General features: G+C 41.8%; 12 protein-coding genes and 2 rRNA genes. 9 read left to right on the top strand and 5 right to left on the bottom strand.

Going from position 1 to position 19,303, the window contains the following annotated elements:
• Positions 1-380 precede the first annotated feature (380 nt).
• The 4 genes from N745_RS0109775 (at position 381) to fabB (ending at position 5,383) form a co-directional block, all read left to right on the top strand.
• Positions 381-3,214, top strand: a 23S ribosomal RNA gene (locus N745_RS0109775).
• A 158-nt stretch (positions 3,215-3,372) separates the two neighbouring features.
• Positions 3,373-3,487, top strand: a 5S ribosomal RNA gene (gene rrf, locus N745_RS0109770).
• Between the two features lie 158 nt (positions 3,488-3,645).
• Positions 3,646-4,161: a 3-hydroxyacyl-[acyl-carrier-protein] dehydratase FabA gene (fabA, locus tag N745_RS0109765; RefSeq protein ID WP_024851944.1), complete on the top strand. Its 516-nt coding sequence runs from the start codon at positions 3,646-3,648 to the stop codon at positions 4,159-4,161.
• Position 4,162: 1 nt separating this feature from the next.
• A complete protein-coding gene (gene fabB, locus N745_RS0109760) occupies positions 4,163-5,383 on the top strand; it encodes a beta-ketoacyl-ACP synthase I (RefSeq protein WP_024851943.1) in 1,221 nt (406 codons plus the stop codon).
• Positions 5,384-5,446: 63 nt separating this feature from the next.
• On the opposite strand, the gene N745_RS0109755 is transcribed toward fabB, so the two are convergent.
• The 3 genes from N745_RS0109755 to ftsY form a co-directional block, all read right to left on the bottom strand.
• Positions 5,447-6,103 carry a transglycosylase SLT domain-containing protein gene (locus tag N745_RS0109755; RefSeq protein ID WP_024851942.1) on the bottom strand — a complete coding sequence of 219 codons (657 nt, stop codon included), beginning with the start codon at positions 6,101-6,103 and terminating at the stop codon, positions 5,447-5,449.
• 6 nt (positions 6,104-6,109) lie between these two features.
• Entirely contained in the window at positions 6,110-6,979 is an 870-nt protein-coding gene (locus N745_RS11990; RefSeq protein ID WP_157833760.1) for a DUF2914 domain-containing protein, read from the bottom strand.
• A 90-nt stretch (positions 6,980-7,069) separates the two neighbouring features.
• The gene (ftsY, locus tag N745_RS11985) at positions 7,070-8,137 is read right to left on the bottom strand and encodes a signal recognition particle-docking protein FtsY (protein ID WP_038070717.1); all 1,068 of its coding nucleotides are present in this window, start codon (positions 8,135-8,137) and stop codon (positions 7,070-7,072) included.
• A gap of 144 nt (positions 8,138-8,281) precedes the next feature.
• Between ftsY and N745_RS0109745 the strand changes: the two genes are divergently transcribed.
• Together N745_RS0109745 and N745_RS0109740 are read left to right on the top strand one after the other, a co-directional pair.
• Entirely contained in the window at positions 8,282-9,673 is a 1,392-nt protein-coding gene (locus N745_RS0109745) for a M16 family metallopeptidase (protein WP_024851941.1), read from the top strand.
• On the top strand, positions 9,673-10,980 hold the full coding sequence (locus N745_RS0109740) for a M16 family metallopeptidase (protein ID WP_024851940.1): 1,308 nt from the start codon (positions 9,673-9,675) through the stop codon (positions 10,978-10,980). Before N745_RS0109745 ends, N745_RS0109740 begins: the two co-directional genes overlap by 1 nt.
• Here the strand turns inward: N745_RS0109740 and N745_RS12370 are convergent.
• Both N745_RS12370 and N745_RS0109730 read right to left on the bottom strand, forming a co-directional pair.
• Complete coding sequence (locus N745_RS12370; RefSeq protein ID WP_024851939.1) at positions 10,965-12,122, bottom strand: GGDEF domain-containing protein; 1,158 nt, start codon at positions 12,120-12,122, stop codon at positions 10,965-10,967. The genes N745_RS0109740 and N745_RS12370 overlap by 16 nt on opposite strands.
• Positions 12,123-12,229: 107 nt before the next feature.
• Positions 12,230-12,991 carry a VIT1/CCC1 transporter family protein gene (locus N745_RS0109730; RefSeq protein WP_024851938.1) on the bottom strand — a complete coding sequence of 254 codons (762 nt, stop codon included), beginning with the start codon at positions 12,989-12,991 and terminating at the stop codon, positions 12,230-12,232.
• A gap of 245 nt (positions 12,992-13,236) precedes the next feature.
• Here N745_RS0109730 and N745_RS0109725 point away from each other — a divergent pair, with 245 nt between their 5' ends.
• The 3 genes from N745_RS0109725 to rsmD all read left to right on the top strand — a co-directional run bounded on the left by N745_RS0109725 (position 13,237) and on the right by rsmD (position 19,303).
• Complete coding sequence (locus N745_RS0109725; RefSeq protein ID WP_169729910.1) at positions 13,237-14,181, top strand: ABC transporter substrate-binding protein; 945 nt, start codon at positions 13,237-13,239, stop codon at positions 14,179-14,181.
• Positions 14,178-18,542 carry an EAL domain-containing protein gene (locus N745_RS12365; RefSeq protein ID WP_024851936.1) on the top strand — a complete coding sequence of 1,455 codons (4,365 nt, stop codon included), beginning with the start codon at positions 14,178-14,180 and terminating at the stop codon, positions 18,540-18,542. Before N745_RS0109725 ends, N745_RS12365 begins: the two co-directional genes overlap by 4 nt.
• A gap of 128 nt (positions 18,543-18,670) precedes the next feature.
• Positions 18,671-19,303, top strand: coding sequence for a 16S rRNA (guanine(966)-N(2))-methyltransferase RsmD (gene rsmD, locus N745_RS0109715; protein ID WP_024851935.1), 633 nt, complete (start codon positions 18,671-18,673; stop codon positions 19,301-19,303).

Here is a 19,303-nt window from a genome sequence, read left to right as displayed (position 1 = left end):
GATCAATCTCAAATTAATTGAGAGAAAAAGAAAGCTTTAAAGGCATTGCCAATAAAGTAATCGGATTCTCAATATTAAGCAAAGAGAAGTTTATGACACCGACATGTCATAAACAGTATAAATGAGTCTCCAACTCATTTATACATAGTAATAGACGTCAATGGCGTAAGCCATTGGCATCTAGGTAACAATGTATCTTACATTGAGTCAATTTTGAAAGTTTACTCAAGCGAGAACATGTCAGCGAAAAACTTTTAGTTACAAGCAATTCATTAGGCTTTGATTGAAGAAGTTCTGGATTTTTAATAACTTTAGCAAGTTATTAGAGAGTTGAAGGGATGGGCGCAACACAAAAGGTCAAGGTTATTTTTGAGTTGTATAGTTAAGTGACTAAGCGTACACGGTGGATGCCTAGGCGGTAGAAGGCGATGAAGGACGTAGTAACTTGCGATAAGCCACGGGGAGTTAGTAAACAAGCTTTGATCCGTGGATTTCCGAATGGGAAAACCCACTCATTTATGAGTATCCCTTTATGGGAGGCAAACCTGGAGAACTGAAACATCTAAGTACCCAGAGGAAAAGAAATCAACCGAGATTCCCTAAGTAGCGGCGAGCGAACGGGGACCAGCCCTAAAGCATTTATTAAGATAGCAGAACACTCTGGAAAGTGTGACGATACAAGGTGATAGTCCTGTATGCAAAATCTTATTAAGTGTTATTCGAGTAGGACGGAACACGTGAAATTCTGTCTGAACATGGGGGGACCACCCTCCAAGGCTAAATACTCTCTACCGACCGATAGTGAACCAGTACCGTGAGGGAAAGGCGAAAAGAACCCCGGAAGGGGAGTGAAATAGAACCTGAAACCGTGTACGTACAAGCAGTGGGAGCACCTTCGTGGTGTGACCGCGTACCTTTTGTATAATGGGTCAGCGACTTACGTTATGTTGCAAGGTTAACCGAATAGGGGAGCCGAAGGGAAACCGAGTCTTAAATGGGCGATTAGTAGCATGGCGTAGACCCGAAACCGGGCGATCTATCCATGGCCAGGTTGAAGGTTGGGTAACACCAACTGGAGGACCGAACCCACGTATGTTGAAAAATGCAGGGATGAGCTGTGGATCGGAGTGAAAGGCTAATCAAGCCCGGAGATAGCTGGTTCTCCTCGAAATCTATTTAGGTAGAGCCTCATGTATCACTGTTGGGGGTAGAGCACTGTTATGGTCTAGCGGGCCGTCAAGGCTTAGCAGCCCATTGCAAACTCCGAATACCAACAAGTGCAATCATGGGAGACAGACTGCGGGTGCTAACGTCCGTTGTCAAGAGGGAAACAACCCAGACCGCCAGCTAAGGTCCCTAAACACTATTAAGTGGGAAAGGATGTGGGAAGGCTTAGACAGTCAGGAGGTTGGCTTAGAAGCAGCCACCCTTTAAAGAAAGCGTAATAGCTCACTGATCGAGTCGGCCTGCGCCGAAGATTTAACGGGGCTAAATAGTGTACCGAAGCTGCGGATGCCGTAAGGCATGGTAGAGGAGCGTCGTGTAAGCCTGCGAAGGGGCATTGTAAAGTGTCCTGGAGGTATCACGAGTGCGAATGCTGACATGAGTAGCGATAAAGGGAGTGAAAAGCTCCCTCGCCGAAAGACCAAGGGTTCCTACGCAACGTTAATCGACGTAGGGTTAGTCGACCCCTAAGGCGAGGCCGAGAGGCGTAGTCGATGGGAAATAGGTTAATATTCCTATACTTTTTATTACTGCGATGGAGGGACGGAGAAGGCTAGGCAAGCTTGCTGATGGTTGCAAGTTCAAGCGTTTAGGCAGAGATCTTAGGCAAATCCGGGATCTTAATGCTGAGGCGTGATGAGGAGTCCTCTTTTGGACGAAGTTGTTGATGCCATGCTTCCAAGAAAAGCTTCTAAGCTTCAGGTAATAAAGAATCGTACCCCAAACCAACACAGGTGGTCAGGATGAGAATTCCAAGGCGCTTGAGAGAACTCGGGTGAAGGAACTAGGCAAAATGATACCGTAACTTCGGGAGAAGGTATGCCCACGCGAGTGGGCCGCAGAGACTAGGTGGCTGCAACTGTTTACTAAAAACATAGCACTGTGCAAAATCGAAAGATGACGTATACGGTGTGACGCCTGCCCGGTGCCGGAAGGTTAATTGATGGGGTTAGCTTATGCGAAGCTCTTGATCGAAGCCCCGGTAAACGGCGGCCGTAACTATAACGGTCCTAAGGTAGCGAAATTCCTTGTCGGGTAAGTTCCGACCTGCACGAATGGCGTAATGATGGCCACACTGTCTCCACCCGAGACTCAGCGAAATTGAACTCGCAGTTAAGATGCTGCGTACCCGCGGCTAGACGGAAAGACCCCGTGAACCTTTACTATAGCTTTGCACTGGACTTTGATACTATCTGTGTAGGATAGGTGGGAGGCTTTGAAGCAGTAACGCCAGTTATTGTGGAGCCAATCTTGAAATACCACCCTGATATTATTGAGGTTCTAACCTAGGCCAGTGAATCCTGGTCAGGGACAGTGTATGGTGGGTAGTTTGACTGGGGCGGTCTCCTCCTAAAGAGTAACGGAGGAGCGCGAAGGTACCCTCAGCACGGTCGGACATCGTGCAATGAGCGCAAGAGTAAAAGGGTGCTTGACTGCGAGACTGACACGTCGAGCAGGTGCGAAAGCAGGTTCTAGTGATCCGGTGGTTCTGTGTGGAAGGGCCATCGCTCAACGGATAAAAGGTACTCCGGGGATAACAGGCTGATACCGCCCAAGAGTTCATATCGACGGCGGTGTTTGGCACCTCGATGTCGGCTCATCACATCCTGGGGCTGAAGTCGGTCCCAAGGGTATGGCTGTTCGCCATTTAAAGTGGTACGCGAGCTGGGTTTAGAACGTCGTGAGACAGTTCGGTCCCTATCTGCCGTGGGCGTTGGAGAATTGAGAGGGGCTGCTCCTAGTACGAGAGGACCGGAGTGGACGATCCGCTGGTGTTCCTGTTGTCTCGCCAGAGGCATTGCAGGGTAGCTATGATCGGAAGGGATAACCGCTGAAAGCATCTAAGCGGGAAACCCGCCTCAAGATAAGTTCTCCCTAGACTTTAAGTCTTCTAAAGGGCCGTTAAAGACTATGACGTTGATAGGCTGGATGTGGAAGTGCAGTAATGTATGAAGCTAACCAGTACTAATTACCCGTGAGGCTTAACTATACAACTCAAAAGTGACTTTTGAAGGCATGTTTGAGCTTGAGTAGCTAGAGAAATGACGCAATGAAAGATACATGTGTTGTAGAACAATATGCTCTTAATAAAGATTGATCCAAATTCAGTGAGTTGATGGTAAAACATCAGCTTACATAACCAAATTGCTTGGGGACCATAGCGAGATGGAACCACCTGATCCCATTCCGAACTCAGTAGTGAAACGTCTCAGCGCCGATGGTAGTGTGGCAGGTGCCATGTGAGAGTAGGTCATCTCCAAGCTTATATTCTGAAAACCACTCCTATGAGTGGTTTTTTTTTAACAAGAAATTAATAGAAATCAATTCTCCAAAAGATTATTCTGTCTCAGTTTTTACTAATTTGTATTCGTTTTCCCGCCTCTGTATAATACCGAGACAATTTTATAAAATGGAACCTACATGGAACAGCAGTCTAGCTATACAAAAGAAGAATTATTAAAGTGTGGTCGAGGGGAGTTATTCGGTCCTGGCAATGCTCAGCTACCTTTGCCTCCAATGCTGATGTTTGATCGCATTACACATATTTCAGAAGAAGGTGGTTCATTTGGTAAAGGTGAGATTCGTGCTGAACTTGATGTAACGAAAGACTTATGGTTTTTTGAATGCCATTTTAATAACGACCCGGTTATGCCTGGCTGCCTAGGATTAGATGCTATGTGGCAACTAATAGGATTCTTTTTAGGTTGGACTGGAGGCCCAGGAAGAGGTCGAGCGTTGGGCTCAGGTGAAGTAAAGTTTTATGGTCAAGTGCTACCTACTGCTAAGAAAGTAGAATATGTTATTAATATGAAAAGAGTTATCAAGCGTAAGCTCTACATGGGAATCGGAGATGCGCATTTATTTGTCGATGGAAAAGAAATCTATTCGGCATCTGATTTAAAAGTTGGCTTGTTTACAAATACGGATAATTTCTAATATGAAGCGTGTAGTCATCACAGGTGTTGGTGTTGTTTGCAGTCTTGGAAACAACAAGGATGAAGTGACCGAATCTCTGAAAAATGGAAAATCAGGTATTGTTTTTGCTCCCGAGTATGAAGAGAATGGTATGCGGTCTCAAGTTCATGGTGCAGTAAAAAATCTTGATTTTAAAGATCATATTGATCGCAAGCAATTACGTTTTATGGGTGATGCTGCAGCGTACGCTTATATCGCGATGCAACAAGCTGTAGAAGATTCTGGTTTAACTGAAGAGCAAGTATCCAATCCAAGAACTGGATTAGTAGCTGGTTCAGGTGGTGGATCCAACTCAAACGCCACTGATGCCGTTGATATTGCGAGAAGCCGTGGTGTAAAACGAGTTGGGCCTTATATGGTAACGCGTACTATGGGCTCAACAGTTTCTGCTTGTTTGGCAACTCCTTTTAAAATTAAGGGTGTTAACTATTCAATCAGCTCGGCTTGTTCAACATCTGCTCACTGTATAGGTACAGCTGTAGAGCAAATTCAATTGGGTAAGCAAGATGTTGTATTTGCCGGTGGTGGTGAAGAACTTCATTGGACGATGTCTGTGCTGTTTGATGCGATGGGAGCGCTGTCTACAAAATACAATGACACGCCTGATAAAGCATCACGTGCCTATGATACGGATAGAGATGGTTTTGTCATTGCCGGTGGTGGCGGTATGGTTGTCGTTGAAGAGTTGGAACACGCTTTAGCTCGTGGCGCGAAAATTTATGCCGAAATTACTGGTTATGGCGCGAATTCTGATGGCTATGATATGGTTGCCCCATCCGGTGAAGGAGCTGTGCGTTGTATGGAAATGGCGCTTGCAACGGTTGATGGCGATGTTGATTACATTAACCCTCATGGTACTTCAACTCCTGTTGGAGACACTAAAGAAGCTGCAGCAATTCGTGAAGTTTTTGGTGATAAAATTCCAAAAATTAGTTCAACTAAATCTATGTCGGGCCACTCACTGGGAGCTGCTGGTGTGCACGAACTTATTTATAGCCTATGCATGCTGGAAAATGACTTTATTGCACCATCTATTAATATCGAAACACTAGACCCTGAATGTGAGGGGATGCCAATAGTGAGAGAGCTGGTTGAAAATGCTGGTCTTAATCGTGTTATGAGTAATAGTTTTGGGTTTGGCGGTACTAACGCAAGTATTGTTGTTGAAAAGTATAAAGCTTAATTGAAAGTATATTCTTTACATAAAAAAGCCGGCTAATGCCGGTTTTTTTATGTCTACTGTTTATTAGCAATAAGGCCAAGGCGCGGTACAACGACCTTTATTTTTCTCTTTAGGCTTGTTACTTTTTTCTGGTTTTAATTTATGACAGGCAATGAGTTGTTTTTTGTATAAATAAGCTCTATTTTTTACTTTATTGGCTACATGTAATAACCATTTTTTATTGGCATAAGTCCTTCTGGAATAGCCACCATGGCCTTCGTGATAGGCAAGATATAAACGATAGGCATCATTTCTTCTAATGCCGTTTCTGATGTGTGATTGATAATTGTACCAGCCGATAAAGTCTAATGAGTCTTCTACATTAGTACGTTTTGCAAAACGATTTCCTGTTGATTTTTGGTAATCAAACCAAGCTGGATCCTGTGCTTGGGAGTAACCGTAGGCAGAAGAGTCACGCGGTAGCGGTATAAATCCTAGTGCAAAGTCTCTTTCTGGTTGCGCATCATCCTTAAACCTAGATTCTTGATAAATGAATGCCATGAGAATATATTCAGGAATTCCCCATCTCTTAGAAGATGCTTTAGCCGCTTTTTCCCAGTCAGAATCATAATGATAAATACGACAAATATTGTCATGAGTATGGTTGGGAGGGTTGGTAGCGCAACCTGAAAGTAGTATCAGAGTAGTTAGTAATGTGGCAGTTTGTAGTGCTGTTCTCATGACGATTTATTGAGCGTATTTAAAATTTAAACGGAAGATAGGTTGTTTTTGACTATTAAGAATTTCTACCGCCCAATCACCGCTCCACGCACTGCTGAGTCGTTTACTCGACCAAGTACGAAAGTTATTGCTTCTGACTGTCAGGGGAATTGTAGCCATAATTTGTCCATTATAAAGCCAGCGATGGTAAAGTGTTTGCCCTTTGGCATTTTGTATTTGACTAAAAAAGTAAATTTTTCTGACATATTTTGGGACAGTTTCAGCAAAAAGTGACCCTGGTTCTTTATCTATTATTGTGTTGGTAAGCTTTGCTCTTGAGATGTGTATTGAGGTATTAACAAGGGGTGTAAGTATACTTTTAGACAAAGGTTTGTCAAAAGCCTGTTTAGCTAGGGATAAGTCTTGGCGTTCATTGCTTGAAAGTAGTGATAAAGTATCCGATTGAGAAGTAGGTTTGTTTAATTTATTGGATTTCGTCTTAGAGTTTTCTTGTGTCGTAGATGTAGATGTAGATTTAGTGTTTGAATGTGTTGCCTGGTTAGGCGTCTGGTTTGTAGTGATTAAACTAAAATCATCTGGTTGTGTTTGGGTTGCTTTTGTGGAGATGTTTGAGGGTTTTGTATCAATATTTTGAACGGTTTCAGAGGCTTGCCTATGCGAAGTCTGCTTCTCTTTTTGAATGTTATGAATCATTAAGCTTGCGGTAGCCAAACCAGCAAATATGCCCATTAGTGACCAAACTACTTTATTACGCCATGGAGAGTCGGTATCACTTTCAGATGCTTCTGCTAGGTCATCTTGATATTGGTGCCAGCCTTCTTGAAAATATTCTCGCATAGTACCATCAAGTTTGATTTGACTAGGTATTTGAGACAAGGGTTTACCTTCCATTGCATGGCGATAGCCTTTTTTAAAGGCATAAAGATGGTTGGCATTGTGTGTTTCGGGCAAGTTCATAATAATATGTTAATCAAATAATGCCTCGGAGAAATCCTTAGCGTTAAAAGTTCTTAAATCATCAATGCTTTCACCAACACCAATAAATCTGACTGGGATGCCGGTTCTCTCTGATAGTGCAAAGATGATGCCACCTTTGGCCGTACCATCCAGTTTAGTTAAGGTTAGTCCAGTGACTTCCATTGCTTCATTGAATTGCTGAGCTTGATTCATTGCGTTTTGCCCTGTACCCGCATCCAAAACAAGCATCACTTCATGAGGGGCTGTCGCATCGACTTTCTGAATAACGCGTTTTACTTTTTTGAGCTCTTCCATTAAGTTTGATTGAGTGTGGAGTCTTCCTGCGGTATCTGCAATGAGCACGTCAATTTTTTTGGCAGTTGCTGATTGAATTGCATCAAAAATAACTGCAGCGGAGTCTGCACCAGTATTCTGTGAGATAACAGGGACTTGGTTTCGCTCTCCCCAGGTTTCTAGCTGTTCAACTGCTGCGGCACGAAAAGTATCACCGGCAGCTAACATGACCGATTTCCCTTCGTTTTGGAATTTTTTAGCCAGTTTACCAATGGTGGTGGTTTTCCCAACACCATTAACGCCAACCATTAAAATAACGAAAGGTTTGTGTTCTGTCTGCTCTATATCCAATGGTTGAGCAATGGGTTCAAGTAACCCTCTAAGTTGCATTTTTAATGAATTAATCAGTGCTTCAGGGTCTTTAAGTTCTTTGCGAGACACTTGATCTGTTAAGTTTTGAATGATTTTGTCGGTTGCTTCAACACCTACATCAGCGCCCAAAAGAATCATTTCGATGTCTTCAAGCAATTCATCATCAATCTCTTTTTTACCTATTACTAGGTTAGCGAGGTTGTCGCTAAAACTTTGGCGGGTTTTTTTCAGACCAGATTTTAATCGTGTAAAAAAGGATGTCGGTGCTGTTGGTGAGCTTTTAGAGGAAGTAGTTGATTGAGGCTCACTATCAGGAAGTGTTTCATATGAAACATTTTCTTTAGAAGTTTGTTCAGCGTTTTCTTCTAACGCTTTGTTTGCATTATCTTTTCGTTTTAAAAAACTGAACATTAGGTTCCCTTAGTTTTTTGTGTTAGCCAAGAATGTGATGTCTTTGAATAGTCAGAATGTGTTTTCAAAGCTTCGGTCATACTTGGTTGATAAATATGGGCTATTATAAATCAAATCAAGGTTTTTTTAAGGGGATTCGTGGCTATGAAGCTTGCGATAAAGTGGATGTTCTTAGCTGTTTTCGTTTTTTTCAGTTCTGTTGTCATGGCAAAAGGCGATGCCAGTATTTTTCAGTATCAGCTCAAAAATGGTTTAAAGGTCGTTGTGAAGCCAGATCATCGAGCACCAGTAGTGGTGCAACAAGTTTGGTATAGAGTTGGATCCAATTATGAAGAAAACGGTATGACCGGTATTTCTCATATGTTAGAGCATATGATGTTTAAAGGGACAAAAACGCTTAAGCCGGGTGAGTTTTCTAGACGCGTAGCAAAGCTTGGAGGTCAGGAAAACGCTTTTACTTCTTCAGATTACACTGTCTATTATCAAGTAGTTGGTAAACGTCATCTGGCAGAAGTAATGCGATTGGAAGCCGATCGTATGCGCAATCTTGTGATTAAAAATAAAGAGTTTCAAAAAGAACGAGAGGTTGTTACTGAAGAAAGGCGTTGGCGCATAGAGGATAAGCCATCGAGCAAGCTGTATGAACAATTTAATGCCACAGCTTTTGTGAATAGTCCCCCGCACCACCCTACGATTGGTTGGATGACAGATATTCGTCATTATACTGCAAATAATGTGCGCCGTTGGTATCGTAAATGGTACGCACCAAATAATGCGACTTTGGTTGTGGTCGGTGATGTGAAGCCAAAAGCTGTATTGAAGCTGGCGCAAAAATATTATGGGCATTACAAACCAGAAAAAGTGACGCCCCCTAAGCCACAAGTAGAAATCCCCCAGCAAGGTGAAAGGAGGGTTTCACTTAAAGGTGCAACTAAAGTACCGAGCGTTTTAATGGGCTTTCATGTGCCAACCTTGGCAACAGCGAAGACGGACGCTGAAAAGCAAGACATCTATGCTTTGTCCGTATTGAGCAATGTTTTAGACGGAGATGACTCTTCAAGGCTGTCAAAAGATTTGGTTCGAGGAAGCAAGCAGTTGGCAAGTGCCGGTGCTGGCTATGATGAGTTGTCACGCCTACAAACACTATTTTTATTAGAAGGAACGCCTTCTAAAGGTATATCGCCTAAGCAAGTCGAAGATGACTTATGGCAAGAGATAGATAAATTACAGAAAAAAACTATTACTAAACCGGAGTTGAATAGAGTGTTAGCACAGACAGAAGCGCAATATGTATATCATCAAGATTCGATTCAGGGACAAGCTATGGTATTAGGTGCATTGGTGTCTGTTGGATTGCCTGTAGATACAGATGAACATTGGATAGAACACTTGCGAAGTGTTACGCCTAAACAAGTGCAGATGGTTGCCAAAAAGTACTTTGCCAAAGATAAGATGACGGTTGGTGTTTTGTTGCCAAATGGTCAGGCACCGATGCAAGGCGGAGCTTCCGCAATCAATGCTGGAGGGATTCGCTAATGAAACGGCTTAATCAGATTGTCTTGTTGTGCTTTGCGTTTATTTTTGTATTGCCAGCCGAAGCAGCAGTAAATATCCAACATTGGACAACCTCAAAAGGAGTTCGAGTATATTTTGTGCAGGCCAATCAACTGCCTATGGTTGATGTTGAGTTGAAGTTTGATGCAGGTTCAGCAAGAGATGGTAGTCAATATGGTGCCGCATTTATGACGTCTGACTTGTTAGGAACTGCAACGAATCAGTTGGATGAAAACGCGATTAGCGCTGGCTTTAATAATATTGGTGCTCAGTTCGGTTCTGATGCGGGGCGAGATTCGGCATCTTTGCGCTTAAGAACACTGACAAGACCAAAAATACTTGATAAAGCATTATCTCTATTTACTCAAGTTGTGTCTGATCCTGTATTCAAGCCTGAAATTTTGGATAGAGAACGAAATCAACTCCTGCTTTCACTTAAACAAAAAGCGGTTACACCTTCGGCACTACTATCAGACAAACTTTGGTCAGAGCTTTACGGAAATGACCCGTATGGTCACCCCGTGGAAGGGAGTGCTAAGACAATACAGGCCTTAACCGTAACATCGTTACAAGCATTTTACCGTCAGTATTATGTTGCGCATAATGCACAAATCACCATTGTGGGTAAGGTTTCAAGAAAACAAGCGGAACAAATTGCAACTCAGTTAACGAAAGCGCTGCCTGAAGGACAGAAGCCTGCACCGCTTCCTAAGCCGTCATCTTTAAAGCAAGCTAAGATAATTCAAATTCCATTTAAAGCAACGCAAACGCATTACGCTCTGGCTCAGGTTGGGATAGAACGAGGGAATCCAGATTATGCAGCTTTATTTGTTGGTAATCAGATTCTAGGTGGAAGTGGTTTCAGTTCATTATTGATGGAAAATGTTCGGGAAAAACGCGGATTGGTTTATGGTGTTTATAGTTATTTCGTACCTATGAGAGTGGCAGGCCCTTTTATGATCAGCCTTTCGACAAAAAATGCCAATGAGAAGGTTGCCGATAAAGTGGTTCGTCAAACACTGGATCAATTTATGAAAGGTTTCTCTGAGAAAAAGCTTCAAGCAATTAAAAATAACTTGATAGACGGTTTTCCTTTGAGAGTTGATAGTAATAGTAAAATTTTGGCTTACACATCCATGATTGGATTTTATGGTTTGCCTTTAGATTATTTGCAAAGTTTTCCTAAAGCACTTGGCAAAGTGAGTAAGCAAGATATTTTAGATGCTTGGCATAAGCACATTCACCCAAGCAAAATGCTAAAGATAATAGTCGGTCAGCCTTCAGCTTGAAATAGATCTCTCTGGCAGCAGATACGGTTTCGGCCATCATGTTTGGCTTGGTAGAGCATTTCATCTGCTTGTTTGAGTAGTGTTTCGATGTCGATACGACCTGTACCGGAAGAAATGCCTAAGCTTACGGTAATCTCAATTGCACACTCAGCAAGTTCAATTGGCGTTGAGGCAATTTTTGTCCGAATTCGCTCTGCAACCAAGTTGGTAGCATCCAAGTTTAATCCTGGCAAAATGATGACAAACTCTTCTCCGCCGATACGAGCGACTAAATCTGTAAGTCGGCATTCTTCTTTTAATGTTTGGGCGATCGAAACCAAAACACCATCACCGACTTTGTGACCATAGGAATCATTAATTTGCTTAAAGTAATCAATATCAATTGAAATGATGCTCAGATTCGATGTATTGCGCTCTGCTGTAGCCAGTAACATCGGCAAAGCACTGCTTAAACCTCTACGATTGAGTAACCCTGTTAATGGGTCATTTAATGCCATGCTTAGCAACTGCTTATGGTCATGAATCAAAATCGAGGTCAAAAACCCAATGGCAATGAGCATAAAATTGGTGGTGGTCACGACAAATGCAATCGTATAAGCGGTTCTTAGGTTGTTGTATTCATAGGCCAGATAAAGTTCTATCGGCGCGGTAATGACGACAATTAATGCACCGAGGCTAATTAATCCACTGCCGATATTCTTAAGCTTAATGGCTCTTCTTAAAGAAAAGAATAGAATGAGGGGATAAACCACCATTGCATAAGCCGTTACGACGACGATATGCTCATAAGCTCCTTGAGCTTTGAAGATGGCATAAATCGGGATTAGATGTAATGTTCCGACAATAAGGTTTTTTTTCAGGTTGTCAGAGCATTGCATGACAGCAATGAGCAAAATATAACTACTGACAATATACATGGTGCCAGGAGGAAGAAGTTTCCCTGTTGGGCCAAATAAGTCTCTGATAGCCAATAAAATCCAACCGATTATTCCCAATACAAAAAAGACTTTGAATAGCCTGACCGACTCGACTGGTAATTCCCTGTGTTGTAAAGAAAAAATAACCAGAATGATGCTTGCCGTTGAGAAAATTAGTACAGAGTGCAACGCATAAATATAGGTATGAAAATCAGTTTCAAGCATTTGAGGTCACAAGCAATTGGTGAGGTAATTTGATTTCAATAAAATGGATTCAATTCAGTATGGAGTCATTGTAATGAAAAAAGCGATAAATTGTTAAAAAACATAGATTAAACCGCGCTGATAGCAAAAATATTTTGGAGTAAATAGCCTGTTGCAAATGCGATGCCTGCCGCAGCACTGCCAATGACTAAAGTTTTGATGCCTGAAGTTAGGTTCAACTTGCCCAGTACGATGCTTTTTAGGATACCAATCAGGAAGAACATTAGAGCCGCAATTAAGGTGCTTATCATAAATTGATGAGCTAACGTTAGTGATGGAATTAAATAGGGGATCAAAGGCATAGCGCCAACGAATACAAATGCAAAGAAAGTAGATAGTGCAGAACGTACTGAATGCGGTTCATTTTTTTGTAACCCATGCTCTTCTATTATCATGGTTTCTATCCAAAGATTCTTATCCTGAGTTATCGTTTCGACAATCTTTTCTAGTGTTTGGTCTTTAAAACCCTTTTGCAAGAATATTTGGCGAATTTCTTCTCGTTCTCCTTCGGGAATGCGTTCAATATGATCTGCTTCCGTTTTTTTTATTGTATCTAAATATTCTTTTTGCGCTTTAGTTGCTTCGTAGTTGCTGACAGCCATGCTGAAGCCATCCGCAAACAGGTTGGCAAACCCTAATGTCAATGCAACTGTAGCAGAAAATCCAGCGCCAAAAGCACCTGAAACCACGGCAAAAGTTGTAACGCAACCATCTATTGCACCAAGAATGGCGTCAGGGAGTATTTGCGGTTTAGTAGGCGTGCTTAAACGCTTAGAAATGGCTGTAGGGTGGTGATCTTGTTCTAGTTGGCTAAGGCTGTCATACTTCATTTTTTTGCCCCTTCATTACTGTATTTGATTGTATAGCAAAAGTGCTTTGATGGGGTAAATTGATAAAATCTGCCAGGCTGGGTAACTTAATGGTGAGGCATATTAGATTATTCATTTTTGCTTATATACCGCCTGCTTTTATAAGCCAGAAAATTTCTATGATAGAATGCAAATAGGACATTGATTTAGTATGAAAACCACCTGTTAGAGACGATTTCAGTATGATGCTTTCAAGACGTCAGTTTATGTTTCGTAGCCTTTTTGCAGCAACTGCATTAGGAGCACTTTCTGGGTGCTCATGCAGACAACCTCTAAGAGTTGGCGTTCTTCCATGGATTGGTTATGAACCACTTTATTTGGCTGAAGACTTTGGTTTACTGACTAAGCAGATAACATTGGTTAAAAGCCGCTCATCCTCCGAAACGATTCGCCGTTTAAAAGCGGGTGAAGTAGAGGCTGCAGCTTTAACATTAGATGAGGTCTTTAGAGTTCGTGATCAGGGAGTTCCTTTAACCGTAGTGTTGGTTTTTGATAGCTCTTCAGGCGCTGATATGTTGTTGGTTCATTCTGATATTACAGAGTTGAAGCAATTAAAAGGCAAGCGTATTGGTTATGAAGGTAGTGCTGTTGGTGAGTTAATGATGTCAAAAATATTGCTGAAAGCTGGCTTAAAACCTAATGATGTTATTCGTGTTAATACGTTACCACCGGATAAGCAATTGAATGCTTGGCAAAATAAAGAAATTGACGCAATCATCACTTATGAGCCGACAGCAACCAAGCTAAAAGCCATTGGTGGGCAGGTATTATTTGATAGTCGTGAAATTCCAGAAACGATTTTTGATGTTTTGGCAGTTAAAACTGATGTGTTAGATAATTGTTCATCTTCCGTAAAGCAGTTATTGAAGGCGGATTTTCTGGCGCTAAACCGAATGAATACTAATTTTGGCGATGCGGTTTATAGAATTGCTAACCATGAGCAAATCGAGCCGGATGCAGTAAAGTCTGCATTGCGAGGTGTTGTCTTACCGAGTTTGGCGGTTAATAGACACTATTTAACTCAACAGTCGTCTTTTTATCAAGCAGCGCAAAATCTTAATAAATTGATGTATGAAAAAGGAATGCTAACCAAGTTAGATAATTTTTCTAACCTATTTTCATGTCATTATTTGCCGGAAGGGGATGTATGAGCTGGTTGTTTAAGAAAATCTGTTTCGTATTTTTCTTGCTTATCAGTTTTTTGAGTTGGTCTGCTCAGGCTTATTCTGATTCAGGCGAATCCCTAACTCTGGGGGTATATGCTTATCGTGACTCTGCAAAAGTAAAACAACAATATCAACCTTTAGTGAATTACTTAAATCAGAATGTTTCTGGTTTTCATATTCATCTAAAGGTTTTGGGCAATACACAGCTCAAGCGTGCGCTTCGGCAGCAGGAAGTGGATTTATTGTTAGTTAACCCGAGCCTATATGAAGTTGTCCGTAGTGAAAATAGCTTGAGTGGTGCAATTGCAACGATACAACACTCAAGAGATGGTGAAGCGACAAGCAGTTTAGGTGGTGTCATATTCACACTGGCAAACCGAACAGATATAAATAGTTATAAAGACCTGCAGAATAAGGTTATAGCTATTCCCACTACGATCAATATGGGGGCTTATAGTGTCCCTTTGTATGAGTTAAAACAGGCCGGCTTAAAGGTTGATGATCTTAAGTTCGTTTCGGTTGGTAACAATGATGCCGTTGTTTCAGACGTGTTGTCTGGTAAGGCGCAAGTTGGCTTTGTTCGCACAGGCATATTAGAAAGCTGGCAGTCGGAAGGTAAACTTAAACTTAGTCAAATAAAGATTATCCACAAACGAAAACTCAAAGGTTTTCCTTATTTAGTATCAACTTCGTTGTACCCAGAATGGCCTTTTGTCGTTTTATCAAATGTGGATTCAAACAAAACACGTCAATTGATTGTTGCATTATTTAACCTTAGACCGGATAGTGAGGTTGCGAAAGCTTCAGGTATAGCAGGCTTTGTTCCTCCTTTAGATTATTTACCCGTACAAAACCTGTTAAGAGCACTCCGTCTTCCTCCTTATGATGCTTTACCAGAGTTTAGTTGGCAAAGCTTTTGGAATGCCTACCATGTGCCAATTCTTCTATTGGTGATTTTATTTATCGTGATCGTTATTGCCCTATTAGGCACCAGTGCATTAAGTGCGAACTTAAAAGAGCAGTCCAAGCGCTTAGCTGGCATTATCCGTGCCACGCGTTCAGGTAGTTGGGAGTGGGATGTCCCTACTGGTGGGTTAATCCTCAATGAACGTTGGGCAGAAATAATGGGCTATAAATTACATGAGTTAGCACCCATTAGTATCCACATCTGGGAACGCTTTGCCCATCCGGAAGATCTTAAAAAATCAAATGAATTGATAAGGCAGCATTTTGCAGGAAAGCTCGATTATTATGAGGTGGAGCTGAGAATGCGCCATAAAGATGGTCATTGGGTATGGGTGCTTGATAGAGGTATGGTGACGCGATGGTCAAGTAAAGGTGAACCGTTGAAGATGGCGGGAACCTATGTTGATATTTCGAGTTTGAAAGAGCATGAGGCGCTGCTAAGGCTTAATGCCAATCGTGATGAGGTGTTACTGCGCTTACCGGAGATGATTGAGACTTCAAATGAAGAGCTATTTTTATCAAATGCATTGGATAAAATTAAAGAAATAGTGCAGAGCGAACTTGCGTTTGCTCATGTCATTATTCCTGGCAAAACGCCTAAAGAAGCGCATTGGCAAGAATGTTCTTATCCCGTCTGTAAAACGAATGTTGATCAAGCTTTTTCTGTTGCATTAACGGATATTTGTCATCAAGTTGTCGAGAGCGGTGAACTCTTTTTAAAAGAAGGGGGAGCAAACATTTTGTTGAAACCAGATGACTCTTCATTAGACGTTGTTAACGTTCAACGCTGTATTGTGCTACCCGTTTTTGCGCAAGATAACGTTATTATGGTTTTTGGTTTTGGAAATAAGTTAGAGCCTTATCAAGAAGCTGATAATGAAACCGTTCGGATTTTAGGTAATGAAGTTTGGCGCTTGATTGATAAAAGTCGTATTCAGAAACAAGCCAATCAGCAGCATCAACAGTATCAACGGCTTGTGAATGAAATTGGTGATAATTTTGTTGTTTTCAGTATCAGCGCAGATGACAACCTTATTCAATATGTCAGTGACAGTGTTGAAAAAGTTTTTGGTGTGTCAAAAACAAGAGCATTAGGTATCTCCTGGCCGCAACTTGCTGCATGGGATGAGGGTTCATTAAATGATGCGCTGACAACGAAGCAAAAAATGCGCTTGGGAGATGTTGATTTTAAAGAATTCTTTATGCACTTTTCATATCCTGTTACGGGCGAAGAGCGCATTGTCAAGGTTATGTTGCATGCAGTTAGAGGTGTTCATGGCAACTTAATCGGCACGGATGGTTTGGTTGAAAATGTAACCGAAAAAATGAAGGCAGAAAATGACCTTAAGCAGGCTGCCAATGTATTTGAATATGCGCAAGAGGGTATTATTATTACCGATTCGAGCGCAAAAATTCTTGACGTGAATGAAGCCTTTATTCGAATTACGGGTTATGAACGAGAAGAGGTTATTGGGCAGAAACCCAGTATTTTAAACTCTGGGCGTCAAACGAAAGGTTTTTATGCCGAGCTTTGGAAAGACTTGTTTTTAAATGGTCAGTGGTCAGGTGAACTTTGGAATAGAAGAAAAGATGGCGAAGAATATCCTGAAAAGGTCACGATTAGTTCTATTCATGACAAAGAGGGAAGACCATATCAATATATAGCTTTATTTTCAGATATCAGTTTACAAAAGCAGCAGCAGAAACAATTGGAGTATATTGCGCATTATGACAGTTTAACTGGGTTACCTAATAGAGCCTTGTTAGCAGATCGTATCAGTCAGGCTATTGCTTACACCAATAGACATCGTTTGAGAATGGCGGTGGTGTTTATTGATCTGGATGGCTTTAAAGCCGTGAACGATGTTTATGGTCATCAAGCAGGAGATAGATTGCTGGTTGAACTTGCCAAGCGTTTTGAGCGCGCATTGAGAGAGTCAGACACAATTTCTCGGCTTGGCGGAGATGAGTTTGTAGCAGTTATTTCGGATTTTAATGAACAAGAAGAACTTCAAGTGGTGCTTGAACGCTTGTTAAAGGATGCTAATGAGCCAGTAACGATAGGCGCATCTAAGATTGGTGTTTCTGCAAGTATTGGGGTGAGCTTTTATCAGCATGGCGCTGATATTGACGCCGACCAAATTATGCGTCAAGCCGATCAGGCGATGTATCAGGCAAAATTAAAAGGTAAAAACCAAATATTTATCTTTGAAGGCTCAGAGAAAATTGCACAAAGTGCAGACTTGATTGCCTTGGAAGATGGCTTAAAGAATAATGAGTTGTTCCTTTATTACCAACCGAAAGTAAATATGCGCACTGGAGATGTGCTCGGTTTCGAAGCCTTAATTAGGTGGCAGCATCCGCAAAAAGGTTTGCTACTTCCGGGAGCGTTTTTACCCTTGTTGGGAGACCACCCTTTTGGTGGTAAATTGGGTTATTGGGTTATTGAGCAAGCACTCAAACAAATGTGTTTTTGGCAAAAGAGTGGTAAACAAATTTCGGTCAGTGTGAATATAGAAGGCGCCTTGCTGCAAGACATCAGTTTTGTTGCACACCTTTCCGTGCTCTTAGAGAAGTATCCTAGTGTAGAACCGAGTTGGTTAACTTTAGAGATTTTAGAAAGCTCTGCGATAGAAGATATATTTACGGTTTCTCAAATTATTAGTGAATGCCGTAAGCTCGGCGTTTATTTCTCAATTGACGATTTTGGAACGGGTTATGCGTCACTGACCTATTTAAAAAATCTGCCGGTACATGAGCTGAAAATAGATCGATCATTTGTTAAAGATCTTTCCAGTGATTTGCAGAGTTTGGCTATTATGCAAAGCTTGGCGAGTATGGGTCAGGCATTTAATTTGAAAGTTATTGCTGAAGGCGTTGAAACAGATTTGCAAGCCTCCATGTTGCTTAAGTTGGGTTATGAGCTAGCACAAGGCTATCGTATTGCGCGCCCTATGCAAGCGGAAAATGTGTTGGATTGGCTAGATGCTTGGGAGGTGTTTCCTAATTGGCAAGCCGTTGAAAAAATGGAGGATGCCAAAGGACTCGTGTTAGTTGCTGTTATCGCTGAGCATAAAGCTTGGGTTAAGATGATTAAGCGTTATGTGGATGACCAATCAAAAGAGTTACCGCCATTGCATGCAACTGAGTGTCGTTTTGGTCGTTGGCTGCATGGAGAGGGTGAAGGCGTGCTGGGTGAGCATCTTGAAGAAGTGGATCAACTTCATCTAAAGGTGCATGCTGTAGGCGAACAAGCAGTTACTTTAAAGCAAGAAGAAAAAGTTACCGAGGCTAAACAGAAGCTTATTGAGTTAGATAATATCAAAGACAAGATCGTTTCTCTGATCGAAAAATTGATCGAAGAACAAGATACTCACTAGTTCTAATTTTCTGTCTATCTTATGCAGCAAAGCCACGGATACAAAAAACTACCAGGCTGGGGTGCTCTTTTATTTCGTCTAAATGATAAAATGCTCCTACTAAAAAAGTGACGAATCATCTTCCACATATGGCAAAAACAAAAAAAACACTTCCTCGAAAATCTACCAGGCTGGGTAAGCACGACGCAACTCGTTCTAAAGGAGAAGTTGGTGAAGTACGCATTATAGGTGGTGATTTTCGAGGACGAAAATTGCCTGTTCGCCAAGCAGAAGGGTTACGCCCCACTTCCGACCGTATTCGTGAGACGCTATTTAATTGGTTGCAGTTTGAAGTGCCGGGAGCAAATTGTCTGGATGTATTTTCTGGCTCTGGCGCTTTGGGATTTGAAGCCTTATCTCGCGGTGCGGCCAATGTGACCTGTTTGGAATTGTCACCACAAAATGCAGAGCAATTAAAAGCCAATCGAAACCTGCTTAAAGTAGAAAAGTTACAGGTGGTGCAAACGGATAGCTTGGTTTGGTTGTCAAAACCAGCGGAGAAGTCTTTTGATATTGTTTTTCTCGACCCACCTTTTCATCAAGGGCTCATGCAGCAGTCAATAGATAAACTTTTTGAAAATGGTTATGTGTCGGAATCGACCTGGTTGTACTTGGAGCAGGAAAAAACACTAGATTGGCCACAGCTTCCTGATGGCTGGCAATGTCATCGCGAAAAAAACACTTCACAAGTTCGTCTGGGGGTGTGGCGTTTCGAGCAGTAA

The organism is Hydrogenovibrio kuenenii DSM 12350 (genome assembly GCF_000526715.1).
In the GTDB taxonomy this organism is placed as follows: Bacteria; Pseudomonadota; Gammaproteobacteria; order Thiomicrospirales; family Thiomicrospiraceae; genus Hydrogenovibrio; species Hydrogenovibrio kuenenii.
This window is presented reverse-complemented; position numbering and strand designations above follow the sequence as displayed.

Bases quoted from the DNA above. Each gene is read 5' to 3' on its own strand.
- N745_RS12370 (WP_024851939.1), bottom strand. From the start codon at position 12,122: ATGCTTGAAACTGATTTTCATACCTATATTTATGCGTTGCACTCTGTA.
- N745_RS0109740 (WP_024851940.1), top strand. From the start codon at position 9,673: ATGAAACGGCTTAATCAGATTGTCTTGTTGTGCTTTGCGTTTATTTTT.
- N745_RS0109755 (WP_024851942.1), bottom strand. From the start codon at position 6,103: ATGAGAACAGCACTACAAACTGCCACATTACTAACTACTCTGATACTA.
- ftsY (WP_038070717.1), bottom strand. From the start codon at position 8,137: ATGTTCAGTTTTTTAAAACGAAAAGATAATGCAAACAAAGCGTTAGAA.
- fabA (WP_024851944.1), top strand. From the start codon at position 3,646: ATGGAACAGCAGTCTAGCTATACAAAAGAAGAATTATTAAAGTGTGGT.
- N745_RS0109745 (WP_024851941.1), top strand. From the start codon at position 8,282: ATGAAGCTTGCGATAAAGTGGATGTTCTTAGCTGTTTTCGTTTTTTTC.
- N745_RS12365 (WP_024851936.1), top strand. From the start codon at position 14,178: ATGAGCTGGTTGTTTAAGAAAATCTGTTTCGTATTTTTCTTGCTTATC.
- fabB (WP_024851943.1), top strand. From the start codon at position 4,163: ATGAAGCGTGTAGTCATCACAGGTGTTGGTGTTGTTTGCAGTCTTGGA.
- N745_RS0109725 (WP_169729910.1), top strand. From the start codon at position 13,237: ATGTTTCGTAGCCTTTTTGCAGCAACTGCATTAGGAGCACTTTCTGGG.
- rsmD (WP_024851935.1), top strand. From the start codon at position 18,671: ATGGCAAAAACAAAAAAAACACTTCCTCGAAAATCTACCAGGCTGGGT.
- N745_RS0109730 (WP_024851938.1), bottom strand. From the start codon at position 12,991: ATGAAGTATGACAGCCTTAGCCAACTAGAACAAGATCACCACCCTACA.